This window comes from Paraburkholderia sp. (genome assembly GCF_036488795.1).
Taxonomy (GTDB): domain Bacteria; phylum Pseudomonadota; class Gammaproteobacteria; order Burkholderiales; family Burkholderiaceae; genus Paraburkholderia.
In genome coordinates, this window is sequence record NZ_DASXHA010000134.1 from 1 (window position 1) to 12809 (window position 12809).

A 12809-nucleotide genomic window follows, 5' to 3' on the forward strand; every position below is an offset into this window, starting at 1 on the left:
CTTCGCGAAACTCCAAGAGCTGCATCAGTCGCATTTGAAGGGATGGGAAGAAATGCGCGCGCGAGATAAGGATGACTAAAAGCTGTAACTTCGGTGGAGCTTACGCGCCCGGGCTTGACTATGGGTTGCATCGCTCGCGTACAGCGCATGTCCGTCTCGAGATCAGATAGGTCTAGTCGTTATTGCGATCGGCTGGCGGTCTGTAGCAAGAGCAGCAACTGTAGCTGTAGCAAAAGCTAAAAACGCCGAGACATTGGGCGCGAGATCCGAGACGAGTGGGTTCGATCGTTCTTAATCGTCCCGTCGAAAAAACCTACATGGTGCCTACATGGACTGTCTGCAGCGTCTTTGCCTAGCTGATAAACACTGCCAGATCCTTTGCTAGTGGGCATCGGAAAACTGAGCATGAAAAACTCTCTGGAATTTCGAGTTCTGAAGAGACCGCAGTGGAAAGGGTGTGACTCACGTTGATGGGCGGTGACCGAAGCAATAGAGTCAGTAGTTTAACTGTCACGCTTCGGCGTGCTTGCATTGACGCGGGTGGTGGGCTTGATCACTTGCCTGGATCCGTCGGCGACAATTGTTTAACCACGCCAGGAGGATCTTTCATGTCGGCATTAGCACTCTACCGGTGCGGGAATACTTCGCCGATCCGCAATTGCTGCCCTATCTGCGGAACCTGCGCCTGCACATGGTCTTCAATTTGCCGGGTGTCTTCGAAACGAATCCGTTCCCTGGCGCCGTCAACGGCTCCACGTGGTCAATTCCTGTCGAGGTCACATAGTACGTAATACTCGCGGCAGCCGGCCTGCTGACTCTGCTGAAACGTCTCCGGCTGCGCTAGCCATCGGTTGTGGCGTGTTCGCAATGGGCCAGCATATGCTGGGCACGCTGATCGCGCTGGCGCCCTCGATCATAGGGTTCGGCAACGCGTCGACGCCGATCCTGCGCCGCTTCGGGCGCTGTGGCGATCTGTCATATGGAGTCTACCTGTACGCGTTTATGATTCAGCAAGTGCTTATCTGGCGATTCGGCGCCCGCATGACGTTCGCTGGACACCTTGCATGGGCCTCTGCGCTTTCGCTCGCTTTTGCATGGCTTTCCTGGCATCTGATTGAAAAACCGAGCCTTGGCCTGAAGCAGATTTACCGGTCCGGTGCCGCGAAAGTGGTGACGATGATCAGGTCCAAAAGCGGGCCTCGCTATCGTGAAGCGCTTCGCGACCAATAACGTTGGCGTGTCAATCTCGACGGAGGTGACGGGATGTCCGGGATATCGTCTAATGCGATGAGGTGTCTGCTTTCTCTCGCGGCAGTGCCGCTTTTCTCGCTGCATTGCGTGGCCGCACTGGCCGGCGATATTTCGCGGGATACGCCCGCTGCGTCGATGGCACTTGCGCAAGGGTTGTATGCGACACCCGCGCCGTCCGCAACGGTATCGGTCGTGGCGACGCCGACCGTCACAGCGTCCGCGCTACCGTCGGAATCGCCGCCGGACAGAGTAACGGTTGCTGCACCGCCCCCTGTCGAAACGCCACCGCCCTTGAAGGCATCCAGGACGGACTGGACCAGTTACGTGGCTATCGTTACGGGCATAGTGGGTGCGATTGCAGGTATCGCGGGGGCCATCATGGGTGCCCTGGGCCTTCGCAGGGCCAATCGTCAAAGGCGGCGGTATTGATCAGCCATCCCCCAACGCGCTTCATCTAGACGTTCGCGGGCGTGAAACACATGTTCCGACCTGAGCCGCGCGTGGACGGGCGGCGTGCTGATGCCCTTCTCCGCGCCGATGTCGTGAATGAAAAAGTCCCCGCCGGCGGGGACTGGCGGGGACTTGCACAACAGCACTACGCTTAAAGAGCCTGAGGTAAGGCCGGCCAGCATCATACTGCCGCGAGTGGCATAGGCGAAGTCCATACCACGCAAGAGATATTTGCTGCAGTAGCGTCACTATGTCGCGGCTAGTCGCGAAGGAGAAGCGCACTCGCAAATGCGGGCAAATCGGTCATCGGCAGAAAACGACGCGCCGTGCTAGTGTGATGTCCCTTAACTAATGGAGCGTCCATGAATATCGGCCAAACCGCCAGTAGTGTAGCTATGCAGGTCATGCAGCAACCTTCATCTTTAGGTAACGGCGCGGCAGCGTCGCCTCAGCGTGATGCGCTTGCGCTTGTCGAAGCCGCAGCCGCTACCGCGCCGCAGGCTGGCTCGAACGGCATGGTGGGCAGCATCATCAATACCTTCGCTTGACCGGAGGTTGGGCAACAAAACAGCAGGGGGCCACACAGGCCCCTTCGCGTCGGGTCTGAATGGTTGCCGCCTGCATTATCGCAACGGGCGACAGAAAACTGTCACATCGCACGCTGTATAGTGCGGACGCCGCCTTGTTTGGGCGGAGATCCGTCAAGCAGCAGCACCTCGCCGCGCGGGGCCGGAAATACCGCGAAAACCACACGACACGAACTGGCAGCCGGGAAGACGGCATGGGCCGACCTCACAAGGGTCGGCTTTCGCGTTGATGGCGCCGGCAGAGAGCGACACACAGAAGGAACTTCGACGCCCTTGTTCTGGTTGGAGCGCTGTCCGCAGACTCCCGCACTTTTACCAGGCACCTGCGGGCACCTGTCGTCATTGACGCGTATCGGCGTGCGCCGCATGGCGCGGGGAAGGACGGTACCCGCTATCCAGGCGCAGGCAGCGCCGCGATCAACCAAAAAACTAGCCCCGGCCGTGACGTATTCCGTTGGCGCGGGGCTGCAAAGTCAAACGCTCTGTCTCGAGAGCAGACGCGAAGGTACATGTGTCGAAAAGACGCTTCAACTTATCGCAAACACCTATAAAGGAGCCTGCGCGACGACGTCAGGCAATGAGCGTGAACTAGCCAGGGAGACCGTCGACGAGTCGGCGGCCTGCGCGATACGCTGCGTCGCGCGCCTCATCTTCGCTGCCAAACGCCTTGATCAGTTCATAGAACCGCGTGCTCTGCCCGGCGAGATGGGGATTGGCGCCGTGGCGACAGACGTACGCCGAGTAATGCCATAAGGTGACTGGAGCCGACGGAGCGTATGCAGGGAGCGGAAGTACCCAGATTTCAAAGCCTTCGTGTTCGATCTTGTCCCACATGGCGGGCTCCTTCATCAGGTGCGCGGAAGGCCGCCGCGCGCGGCTATGGGTTATTTCGCAAGCTTTCGCCGTTTGGTCGGCGGCTTCCACTCTCAAGTGCGGGACTCGATCGGGAACGTCGCCTCATGATCGCGTGCACATCGTCTGCTTGAGCAGGATTGTGTCGAATTCGACAAAGGTGCTTTGCCGACTGATGTGGTGACGCGCAACAGCGTGCCGCGCATAATTACTCACATGACGAATCTAGCTCCCGGCTGGGGCGAAACCGGACTCCTCATCCGGCGGTTCGTCACCTCATTCCCCCTGTTGTACACCAGCCGTCCGGATCTGCTTTCTGCTGATCCGGACCGGCATGCGGCGCTCATCGAAGCGCCTTTTTCGCTCTTCCTTCCTTGATCGCAACCAGGCTGCGCAGCACAGTGACGGTGTGCTCACGTACGATGGCCGTCAGCCTGGCCAGCCGTTCGGCATCGATCGCGTCCCATCCCAGCACACCCAGCGATTTGCGGCAGTGAATGTGAAACACCAGTAGCGGCCCGTTGAGCGTCATTGCGCGAATCAGCGTCTCTTCGTCGTCTGCCGGACGTCCTAGCAAACGCCCCACGATTGCGGCGTACACCTTCACGAGACGAGAGCTGACCCCCTTGTCGATCATCTCGAAGCCCGACGACGGTCCGAGTCCGGCCTGCTCGCGCGCCATGAACAGACGCCAGTCGCTGGACTCCGCCGAGGTCAGGATGAAGCCGGCGATGCGCCCCTGAATCGCGCAAACCGCTTCGATGAGTACATCGTCAGGCGCGTGATTTTGCAGCGCGGCCTCGGCCGCTTCCACTGGCTCGGCAATGCGGGCCCAGACCCGCGAGATGATGTGCTCCACGCACGCCAGGTAGACCCCTTCCTTGTTGTCGAAGTAATAGCCGATCGCAGGCGCATTGACGCCCGCGCGTTCAGCGATATCGCGCGTGGACGCGCCGTCGAAGCCGCGTTCGCCGAACAGGGAGAGGGCGGCGAGCACGATCCGCGCGCGGGTTTCTTCGCCGCGCTGATAGCCGCCGTCGACGGCATGGCGATGTCTCGGGGGTGGGGACATCCGCAGGGATCCTCGAACTTTCCGTAAGGGAAGCAAAAATATATCAATTGACACAAATTTACCAACTGGAATAATTATACCAATTGGAAAAATTTGGAGTCACCGATGTCAACCACCCTTCCCGCCGCCGAAGCCGGGCGCGCCAATCCCGCCCGAAGCACCGGGCGGCGCAAGCTGCTGCTCGGGGTGGGACTCGTCGTCCTGCTCGGGGCTGCCGCCTGGGGCGCGCGCTGGTGGACCGTGGGACGCTTTATCGAAAGCACCGACGACGCCTACCTGCAAGCCGATAGTATGACCGTCGCGCCGAAGATTTCGGGGTATATCGCTGAAGTGTATGTGGGCGACAACCAGACGGTCGCAGCCGGCCAACCGTTGGTGCGGCTCGATAGCCGCCAGTATCAGGCGGCGCTGGACCAGGCCGACGCGACGGTTGCCGCGCGCCGGGCCGACATCGTGCGTGCCAATGCCGAGCTGGCGCAGCAGCAGGCGAGCATCGTGCAGGCGCAGGCGCAACTGGACGGCGCCGTCTCGAACGAAGCTCATGCCCTCGCACAAGTCAAGCGCTATGAACCGCTTGCCGCGACCGGCGCCGAGACCGACGAGCGCGTTGCCGATTTGCGCAACACCGCCCGCCAGGCCACCGCAACGCGCGCCGCCGACGCCGCGGCGCTGCAAGTCGCGCAACGGCAGATCGGCAACCTGCAGGCGCAGATCCAGCAGGCGCAGGCGCAGCTCGAAGCCGCGCTCGCCAGCGCGCGTCAGTCCCAACTCGACGCGCAAGACACCGTGCTGCGCAGCACGATTGGCGGGCGGGTCGGCGACCGTTCGGTGCGCGTCGGGCAATACGTGCAGCCCGGCACGCGTCTGATGACCATCGTGCCGGTGCAGGACGTCTATCTAACGGCCAACTTCAAGGAAACGCAGATCGGCTTGATGCGGGTCGGCCAGCCGGTGACGATCCGCGTCGACGCGCTGCCCGGCACGGACCTGCATGGCACGGTCGACAGCTTCTCGCCTGGCACCGGCGCGCAATTCGCGTTGCTGCCCGCCGAAAACGCCACCGGCAACTTCACCAAGATCGTGCAGCGCGTACCGGTGAAGATCCGCATCACGGCCGGGCCGGAAACGCGCAAGGTATTGCTGCCGGGCCTGTCGGTCAACGTGGATGTGGACACGCGCGGCGCGCGTGACACCGGGAAGCGCATCGAGAAAGAAAACGCCGGGGACAGCACCCGTGGCTAATGTCACGCCAGTCACCTCGGCGGGCGCGGCACCCACGCCCGCCGCCAGGCCCGCCAATGCTGCCGCTGCCGACTGGATCGCGGTGGCCGCCGGCGCGCTCGGCGCACTGATGGCGACGCTCGACATCTCCATCACGAACTCGGCGCTGCCGCAGATTCAGGGGCAAATCGGCGCGACCGGCACCGAAGGCACGTGGATCTCGACCGGCTATCTGATGTCCGAGATCGTGATGATTCCGCTCGCCGCCTGGCTCACACGGGTGTTCGGGTTGCGCAATTTCCTGCTTGGCAACGCGACGCTGTTCACGCTCTTTTCGATCATGTGCGGCGTCTCGCACAGCTTGCCGCAGATGATCGCGGGGCGCATCGGCCAGGGCTTCGTGGGCGGCGCAATGATCCCGACCGCGCAGACCATCGTGGCGACTCGCCTGCCGCGCCATCAGATGCCGATCGGCATGACGATGTTCGGCCTGATCGTGCTGCTCGGGCCGCTGCTCGGTCCGGTGGTGGGCGGCTGGCTGGCGGAGAATATCGACTGGAGCTGGTGCTTCTTTTTGAATCTGCCGGTCGGTGTCGCGCTAGTCACCTTGCTTATTCTGGGGCTGAAAAACGCTCGCACCGACTGGAGCCAGTTCGTCAAGGCGGATTGGCTCGGCATTGTCGGGCTGGCGGCGGGGCTCAGTTCGCTGACCGTCGTGCTCGAAGAAGGCCAGCGCGAGCGCTGGTTCGAATCACCCATGATCGTCTGGCTGAGCATGCTCTCCGCGCTCGGCATCGGGCTGCTGCTGATCGCGCAGTTCGTGTCGAAGTCGCCCATCGTGCGTCTGAAGCTGTTGAAGAACACCCGCTATGCCAGTGTGATTCTGATCGTGTTCACGGTCGGCGCCGGCCTGTATTGCGTGTCGTATCTGTTGCCGCAGTTTTTGAGCGGCGTGTCCGGCTACAACGCCGAACAGTCCGGCGCCGTGATGCTGATATCCGGCGTACCCGCATTTCTGATGATGCCGGTGTTGCCGCGCCTGATGGGCAAGATCGACACGCGCCTGCTGGTGATTGGCGGACTCTGCTGTTTCGCGGCGAGCTGCATGCTCGATATTTCGCTGACCGCGCAAAGCGTCGGGCATGACTTCATCTGGTCACAACTGCTGCGCGGCGTGGGCCAGGTGCTGGCGATGATGCCGCTCAACCAGGCGTCGATGGCGGCTGTGCCGCGCGAAGAAGCCGGAGATGCCGCGGGGCTCTACAACATGGCGCGCAACCTGGGCGGTTCGGTGGGGTTGGCGTTGCTCGGCACCTTCATCGACCGTCGCAATACGTTTCATGCACACGTGATCCACGAATCGCTGACAGCCAATTCGCTGATCGGGCAGGAGCACATCACCGCAAGCGCGGCGGGCTTCTTTGCGCAACACGGCGACATGGCCTACGCGAAGCTGCAGGCGCTGGGTCAGCTTGCCGCGCAGATGCAGGTGCAGGCCACCGTCATCACTTATTCCGAAACTTTCTACGTGCTGGGCGTGGCGCTGCTGTTGTGCATTCCGCTCGCGTTCTTCCTGAAGAAGCCGACCGCCGGCACGCCGTCGGCGGGACATTGAAAAGCTCATGAAGTCATTGAATTCCGCTCTCTGTTTTGGCCTGCTGCCCATTGCCGCCGTGCTTGTGCTGGCCGGCTGCACGGTGGGTCCCGACTATCGCGGCGCACCCCAGGCCGCACCCGTGGCGGCACATGCGAGTGCGTTCAATCGCGCGCCGCAGGGCGCGCTTTCGACAGCGCCCGCGGTGGCTCAATGGTGGCTTGCGCTGAACGACCCGCAACTGAATGCGCTGATCGACGCGGCGCTCAAGGACAGCCCGGATCTGCACGCCGCCGAAGCACGGGTGCGCGAAGCGCGCGCCGGGCTCACGCAGCAGGAGCGCAATGAGTTGCCGAAGGTCAGCGCCAGCGCGGCGTATCTGCGCACGCGTTCACCGGATCTGTCGTCGCTCGAAGGAGGCTCGGGGTCGTCCTCTAGCGGACGCGGGCCGCTGAGCCTGTACGTTGCCGGTTTCGACGCAAGCTGGGAGATCGATATTTTCGGCGGCACGCGGCGAGCGATTGAAGCGGCATCGGCGGAGGCGGACGCTTCTGCAGCGGATCTCGCGGATGCTCATGTGCAGCTCGCCGCCGAAGTCGCCCAGGACTATGTGGGCCTGCGCGATCAGCAGCAGCGCGTGGCGATCGCGCGTGAATCCGAGCAGCTCGAAGCGCGCATCCTCGAGCTGACGGTGCAGCGCCGCTCGCGCGGCGTGGCGTCGGATCTCGATGTGGAGCGCATCCGCTCGCAAGTGGAAAACACCCGCGCGAGCATCATTCCGCTCGATGCGCAGATTGCCGAATCGCTCGACGAACTGGCCGTGCTGACGGGCCGCGAACCGGGCGCGCTAGATGCGGAACTCGCCGCGCCGAAAGCGCTTCCCGCGCTGCCGTCGACGGTGGCAGTGGGCGATCCGGCGCGCCTGTTGCGCCAGCGTCCCGACATCCGTGCAGCCGAACGGCGGCTGGCCTCACAGAACGCGCAGATCGGCGAGCACGTGGCCGACTGGTTCCCGAAGGTCACGCTGTTCGGCGACCTGAGCTTTACGGCGGCGGATCCGGGTCATCTGGTACGCAAAAGCAACTTCACGTGGCTCGGCGTGCCGTATCTGCAATGGAACGTGCTTGATTTTGGCCGCACCCAGGCCGCCGTCGATCAGGCCAAGGCCGGTCGCGACGAGGCCGAGGCGAAATACCAGAGCACGGTGCTGGGCGCGCTGAAAGATGCGGACGTCGCGTTGTCGCGCTACGGACATGAGCGTGAAAACGCCGTGAGTTTGCGCGAAGTCGAAAACTCGGCGACGCGTGCCGCGACCTTGACCGAGCAGCGCTATCGCGCCGGCACGACCACGGCGCTCGACTGGCTCGACGCGGAACGCACGCGCTATTCCGCGGAGCAGAATCGCATTCAGAGCGACGCACAGGTCATCAAGTACTACGTGGCGCTGCAGAAGAGTCTTGGGCTTGGATGGGAAACGCCGGCTGACGACGTGGCCGGCGCGAACAGCGCAAAGGCCGCAACTTCCGTGCAGTGATGGGGCGCCCGGCTTTAGGGACGCCCGGTTTAGGGACGCCCGGTTAGGGACGCCCGGCAGCCAAAGCCGAACTCCGGTAGGCTTCGGATTGGTCCATCCATCATCCACGGAGGTTTTATGGCAAACGCGTTACGCGAGGTCCCTTTGAAAACGATCGACGGCAAGGACAGCAGCCTTGCCGACTATCAGGGCAAGGTCCTGCTGGTGGTCAACGTTGCTTCGAAATGCGGCCTGACGCCTCAATACACCGGCCTCGAGAGCCTCTACCAGGAGAAGCACGGCAAGGGTCTCGAAGTGCTCGGTTTTCCTGCGAATAACTTTAAAGGGCAAGAGCCTGGCAGCGACAGCGAGATTGTGTCGTTTTGCTCGACGAACTACGACGTGCACTTTCCGCTGTTCTCGAAGATTTCGGTGCTTGGTGACGACCAGCATCCGCTTTACGCATTGCTCACGGAAAAGCAGCCGGTTGCAACCGGCGAAGGTCCGATGCGCGAAAAGCTGAAGGCCTATGGCGTCAATCCTGAGAATCAGGCGGACGTACTATGGAATTTCGAAAAATTTCTGATCAGCCGCGACGGCGAAGTGGTGGGGCGTTTTGCACCGGACGTCACAGCGGATGATCCGCGCCTGGTTGCCGCGGTCGACGCCGAACTGGCGAAGGCATAAGCGCATTGACGTGACAGCGTGACAGCGTGGCAGCGGCAGCACCTGTCACGGCAGTCGAGCCATGCGGGCGCGGACCAATGCGCGCACCGCATGGCGTCATCAGGCAACGACTTCTTTACCGATTGACCGCGTAACGCTCGAGCCAATGCGCGTACGGCGCCGGCAGGGTCCACGAAGGACGTTCGATGCCGAGCTTGCGCGCGGCATGGTACGGCCAGTGCGGATCGGCCAGATGCGCGCGGCCGACCATCACCAGGTCGAGCTGGCCGTCGCTGACGGAGTTGTTGGCGAGTTCCGGCGTATCGATACCCCAGGCCGACGAAACCGGCAGACCCGTTTCCCGGCGGACACGCTCGGCGATCGGAGCCAGAAACGCGGGCGCCCATGGAATGTTCGCGCCCGGCGTGGAGAAGCCCACGCTCACGCTCAGCATGTCCAGCCCTTCACGCTTGAAGTTCTTCACCAGTTCGATCGACTCGGCGAGCGTTTCCTCGTCACGTCCGTCGTATTCGATCACGCCGAAGCGCGCCGTCAGCGGCAGATGCTCTGGCCACACCTTGCGCACGGCGGCTAACGTTTCCAGCAGAAAACGGCTGCGATTGTCGAGGCTGCCACCGTATGCGTCATCACGCTGGTTGGAGTGCACCGAGAAGAAGCTCTGGCCAAGATAGCCATGTGCAAAGTGCAGTTCGAGCCATTCGAAACCGGCATCACGCGCGCGCTTCGCAGCGGCAACGAAATCTTCACGGACCCGTGCAATTTCGTCGAGCGTCATGGCGCGCGGTACTTTCGGCAATAGTCCGCCAAACGCCACGGCCGAGGGGGCGATGGTCTGCCAGCCGCGCGGGTCGCCTGCGGGGATATGGTCGTCGCCTTCCCAAGGCGTGTTGGCGCTTGCCTTGCGGCCCGCATGGCCGATCTGAATGCCGGGCACAGCGCCCGCAGCCTTGATGGATGCGACCACCGGTGCGAACGCCTGGGCCTGTTCGTCATTCCAGAGGCCTGCGCAACCCGGGGTGATGCGGCCCTCCGGCGATACGGCCGTTGCCTCGACGATCACGAGGCCCGCACCGCCGCGCGCGAGGCCGGCCAGGTGTACGCGGTGCCAGTCGTTGATCACACCGTCGACGGCGGTGTACTGGCACATCGGCGGAATCGCGATGCGGTTGCGCAAGGACACGTCCTTGAGCTTGAAAGGCTGGAAAAGTGCGGACATCTGTGAGGTTTCCTTGAATAATCCGATTCGATAGTTCGATAAATATCGAATTACAAGTATCGCAGAAAGCTTTATCATTTGCAGGATGCGAACTTATAACCATCCCGCCCCTGAGGACTTCACGCTCGAACGGGTCTTCCATGCGTTGAGTGACCCCGTGCGCCTCGAAATCGTCATGTGCCTCGCGAAAGTGAAAGAGGCCACCTGCGGCGAACTCGACGGCGGGCGCCCGAAGTCCAGCGTGTCTCATCACTTCCGAATCCTGCGCGAAGCCGGGCTGGTGCAGACGCGCGTGGCCGGCACGGTGCATCAGAATTCGCTGCGGCGTGTCGAACTCGACCGGCGCTTTCCCGGGTTGATGGCAGCGGTCATCAAGCAGAAAGTTTGAGATCTGCTTGACGGTCAGAGGTTTGGAGGCGCGACGACATGTCGCGATAAATCACCCGTTGCTGCCCGGAATATCGGGTCCCGACAAGGTTTCGACATGGTGTCGAACACGAGGCGCACACGCGGAGGTACGTGGCCGCGTTGAGGGCGATAGACACAAATGGACCATGGCTCGGGCGTTTCGTCGTCGAGCACGCTGACGAGCTTTCCCGAACGCTGATAGGGTTGCGCGAGATAGCTCGCAACCTGTCCAAAGCCGAGTCCGGCCAGCACCGCGCGGCATTCGGATTCAGACGCCTTCGCCGCAACGGAAATGCTCAATGGATTGTCCGGCGGCGACGGCACGCTTCAGCCACTCGGGCAGATCGCCGTTGCCGTTCCAGCTATTGCCCCATGCGTCGCGGTAGGACGCGGTCTGTTCGGCGCGGCTGTCGGCTTCGAGAGATTGCGCGAGCGCCGACGGCGTAATGCCGAATTCTTCCATACGATGGCGAATCCAGCGGATCAGGCGATCGCGAGCTTCCCCGTCGAGCCGTTCAATGGTCGTAGACATGGTTCGTGAAAGCGCGCAAGGCAGAAGCGGTCAGGCACATGCGGAATCAATTGGCCTTCTTCGGCGCGACCCGGCTCACTGCGGTATCGAAGAAGTCCTGAGCCTCAGCGAGTTCATCCAGGGCCTGTTCGAGTTGCTGCAGTGCCAGCGCATGTTCGATCTGCCGGCTTTCCGGCACGACTTCCCCCCGTACGACACGAAACGCGATATCTACTTGCCGGGTGGCACGAACGAACCGTTCGGCGGCGCTCGCTTCACGTGAGTGCGCATGAGTCGACATGATGAATCTCCATTCTTTTAGATGACGCCTGATCTCAATGCAGTGAACCCGGAGCGCGTCGGACTCCCAGGCAATCTGGCAGAGAAAAAATCGGCAACAGGACTGGTTTCCATAGCATGCCAGGAACCAGGGAGAAGTGCCAGGGGTATGTTGCGAAATATCACTTTTAGGTCCCATAGGACCTGTTAACTTGAGCGTCTTGATGTTAACTTGTTGGGCTGGCGTACGTATCGGTCTCAAGTGTCGAGATGGCATTCGTGTATTGTTGACGCAATGGCGGTCTTCTCCTGAAGCATCCATGTTCACGCTGGAGACATCATGGAACCGTACGACGACGAGCTGAAGCACTTCGCAATACAGGGCGCAGAACCGTTACCGGTGTCTGGCGAAGAGGGTTACGTGCATCACGACGGCGTCCGCATCTGGTATGCGACGTACGGCAGCGGTCCCACGGTGATTCTGCTGCACGGCGGGCTCGGTCATAGCGGCAACTGGGGGTATCAGGTTCCTGCGTTGGTCGGGGCCGGCTATCGGGCGGTGCTGATCGACAGCCGTGGCCATGGCCGCAGCACGCGCGATGCGCGTCCCTATCAATACGAGCTGATGGCATCCGACGTGCTGGCCGTCATGAACCTTCTGCACATCGAAGCGGCGGCCGTAGTGGGTTGGAGCGACGGCGCATGCATCGCCATGATCCTCGGTATGCAGGTGCCTGAGCGGGTGGCAGGAGTCTTTTTCTTTGGCTGCAATATGGACCCGTCGGGCACGAAGGAATTCGTTGCTACGCCGGTCATAGACCGCTGCTTTGGCCGGCATGCCAAAGACTATGCGCAACTGTCCGCCACGCCGGATGACTTCAACGCGTTCGTCGGCGCGGTCAGTGAAATGATGAAGACCGAGCCGAATTACACCGCGCACGATCTGGCGAAAATCAGCGTGCCGGTTGTGATCGTACAAAGCGAGTATGACGAGTTCATCAAGCGGGAGCATGCGGAATATCTGGCGCGCAGTATTCCCGGGGCGCAGTTGATCGTGATGCCGGGTGTGAGCCATTTTGCACCGCTGCAAAGACCGCAACAGTTCAATGGCGCCATGCTGGAATTCGTCAGTAAAGTGCTTGACTGACCGCGCAAAAGCGTCCTGCTG

General features: G+C 61.9%; 14 protein-coding genes. 8 read left to right on the plus strand and 6 right to left on the minus strand.

What is annotated here, in order from left to right; translation table 11 throughout:
- Positions 1 to 879: 879 nt before the first annotated feature.
- Positions 880 to 1230 carry a hypothetical protein gene (locus VGH41_RS19350; RefSeq protein ID WP_331599138.1) on the plus strand — a complete coding sequence of 117 codons (351 nt, stop codon included), beginning with the start codon at positions 880 to 882 and terminating at the stop codon, positions 1228 to 1230.
- A gap of 833 nt (positions 1231 to 2063) precedes the next feature.
- Complete coding sequence (locus VGH41_RS19355) at positions 2064 to 2249, plus strand: hypothetical protein (protein WP_331599139.1); 186 nt, start codon at positions 2064 to 2066, stop codon at positions 2247 to 2249.
- A 627-nt stretch (positions 2250 to 2876) separates the two neighbouring features.
- Here the strand turns inward: VGH41_RS19355 and VGH41_RS19360 are convergent.
- Both VGH41_RS19360 and VGH41_RS19365 read right to left on the minus strand, forming a co-directional pair.
- A complete protein-coding gene (locus tag VGH41_RS19360) occupies positions 2877 to 3122 on the minus strand; it encodes a hypothetical protein (protein ID WP_331599140.1) in 246 nt (81 codons plus the stop codon).
- A gap of 361 nt (positions 3123 to 3483) precedes the next feature.
- The gene (locus VGH41_RS19365; RefSeq protein ID WP_331599141.1) at positions 3484 to 4212 is read right to left on the minus strand and encodes a CerR family C-terminal domain-containing protein; all 729 of its coding nucleotides are present in this window, start codon (positions 4210 to 4212) and stop codon (positions 3484 to 3486) included.
- 105 nt (positions 4213 to 4317) lie between these two features.
- On the opposite strand from VGH41_RS19365, the gene VGH41_RS19370 reads away from it, so the two are divergent.
- The 4 genes from VGH41_RS19370 to VGH41_RS19385 all read left to right on the plus strand — a co-directional run bounded on the left by VGH41_RS19370 (position 4318) and on the right by VGH41_RS19385 (position 9227).
- Complete coding sequence (locus VGH41_RS19370) at positions 4318 to 5454, plus strand: HlyD family secretion protein (RefSeq protein WP_331599142.1); 1137 nt, start codon at positions 4318 to 4320, stop codon at positions 5452 to 5454.
- A complete protein-coding gene (locus tag VGH41_RS19375; protein ID WP_331599143.1) occupies positions 5447 to 7048 on the plus strand; it encodes an MDR family MFS transporter in 1602 nt (533 codons plus the stop codon). The genes VGH41_RS19370 and VGH41_RS19375 overlap by 8 nt, the downstream gene beginning before the upstream one ends.
- A gap of 7 nt (positions 7049 to 7055) precedes the next feature.
- Positions 7056 to 8561 (plus strand): efflux transporter outer membrane subunit, encoded by a 1506-nt coding sequence (locus tag VGH41_RS19380; protein ID WP_331599144.1) that lies wholly within the window; start codon positions 7056 to 7058, stop codon positions 8559 to 8561.
- A 117-nt stretch (positions 8562 to 8678) separates the two neighbouring features.
- Positions 8679 to 9227 carry a glutathione peroxidase gene (locus tag VGH41_RS19385; RefSeq protein ID WP_331599145.1) on the plus strand — a complete coding sequence of 183 codons (549 nt, stop codon included), beginning with the start codon at positions 8679 to 8681 and terminating at the stop codon, positions 9225 to 9227.
- 115 nt (positions 9228 to 9342) lie between these two features.
- Here VGH41_RS19385 and VGH41_RS19390 read toward each other — a convergent pair whose 3' ends face one another.
- The gene (locus VGH41_RS19390; protein ID WP_331599146.1) at positions 9343 to 10443 is read right to left on the minus strand and encodes an NADH:flavin oxidoreductase/NADH oxidase; all 1101 of its coding nucleotides are present in this window, start codon (positions 10441 to 10443) and stop codon (positions 9343 to 9345) included.
- 85 nt (positions 10444 to 10528) lie between these two features.
- Between VGH41_RS19390 and VGH41_RS19395 the strand changes: the two genes are divergently transcribed.
- Positions 10529 to 10831, plus strand: a complete 303-nt coding sequence (locus tag VGH41_RS19395; protein WP_331599147.1) for an ArsR/SmtB family transcription factor — start codon at positions 10529 to 10531, stop codon at positions 10829 to 10831.
- Between the two features lie 14 nt (positions 10832 to 10845).
- Here the strand turns inward: VGH41_RS19395 and VGH41_RS19400 are convergent, their stop codons facing one another.
- Genes VGH41_RS19400 through VGH41_RS19410 form a run of 3 tightly spaced genes read right to left on the minus strand, consistent with a single transcriptional unit; the run spans position 10846 to position 11663 of the window.
- On the minus strand, positions 10846 to 11175 hold the full coding sequence (locus VGH41_RS19400; protein WP_331599148.1) for a LysR substrate-binding domain-containing protein: 330 nt from the start codon (positions 11173 to 11175) through the stop codon (positions 10846 to 10848).
- The gene (locus VGH41_RS19405; RefSeq protein WP_331599149.1) at positions 11120 to 11383 is read right to left on the minus strand and encodes an H-NS family nucleoid-associated regulatory protein; all 264 of its coding nucleotides are present in this window, start codon (positions 11381 to 11383) and stop codon (positions 11120 to 11122) included. Before VGH41_RS19405 ends, VGH41_RS19400 begins: the two co-directional genes overlap by 56 nt.
- Positions 11384 to 11429: 46 nt before the next feature.
- Positions 11430 to 11663: a hypothetical protein gene (locus VGH41_RS19410; RefSeq protein WP_331599150.1), complete on the minus strand. Its 234-nt coding sequence runs from the start codon at positions 11661 to 11663 to the stop codon at positions 11430 to 11432.
- 318 nt (positions 11664 to 11981) lie between these two features.
- Between VGH41_RS19410 and VGH41_RS19415 the strand changes: the two genes are divergently transcribed.
- Positions 11982 to 12788 (plus strand): alpha/beta hydrolase, encoded by an 807-nt coding sequence (locus VGH41_RS19415; protein WP_331599151.1) that lies wholly within the window; start codon positions 11982 to 11984, stop codon positions 12786 to 12788.
- Positions 12789 to 12809: the final 21 nt, after the last annotated feature.

Coding starts and splice junctions, on each gene's coding strand:
- VGH41_RS19350 (WP_331599138.1), top strand. CDS start 880: ATGCTGGGCACGCTGATCGCGCTGGCGCCCTCGATCATAGGGTTCGGC.
- VGH41_RS19395 (WP_331599147.1), top strand. CDS start 10,529: ATGCGAACTTATAACCATCCCGCCCCTGAGGACTTCACGCTCGAACGG.
- VGH41_RS19355 (WP_331599139.1), top strand. CDS start 2,064: ATGAATATCGGCCAAACCGCCAGTAGTGTAGCTATGCAGGTCATGCAG.
- VGH41_RS19405 (WP_331599149.1), bottom strand. CDS start 11,383: ATGTCTACGACCATTGAACGGCTCGACGGGGAAGCTCGCGATCGCCTG.
- VGH41_RS19410 (WP_331599150.1), bottom strand. CDS start 11,663: ATGTCGACTCATGCGCACTCACGTGAAGCGAGCGCCGCCGAACGGTTC.
- VGH41_RS19365 (WP_331599141.1), bottom strand. CDS start 4,212: ATGTCCCCACCCCCGAGACATCGCCATGCCGTCGACGGCGGCTATCAG.
- VGH41_RS19415 (WP_331599151.1), top strand. CDS start 11,982: ATGGAACCGTACGACGACGAGCTGAAGCACTTCGCAATACAGGGCGCA.
- VGH41_RS19370 (WP_331599142.1), top strand. CDS start 4,318: ATGTCAACCACCCTTCCCGCCGCCGAAGCCGGGCGCGCCAATCCCGCC.
- VGH41_RS19390 (WP_331599146.1), bottom strand. CDS start 10,443: ATGTCCGCACTTTTCCAGCCTTTCAAGCTCAAGGACGTGTCCTTGCGC.
- VGH41_RS19380 (WP_331599144.1), top strand. CDS start 7,056: ATGAAGTCATTGAATTCCGCTCTCTGTTTTGGCCTGCTGCCCATTGCC.
- VGH41_RS19385 (WP_331599145.1), top strand. CDS start 8,679: ATGGCAAACGCGTTACGCGAGGTCCCTTTGAAAACGATCGACGGCAAG.
- VGH41_RS19360 (WP_331599140.1), bottom strand. CDS start 3,122: ATGTGGGACAAGATCGAACACGAAGGCTTTGAAATCTGGGTACTTCCG.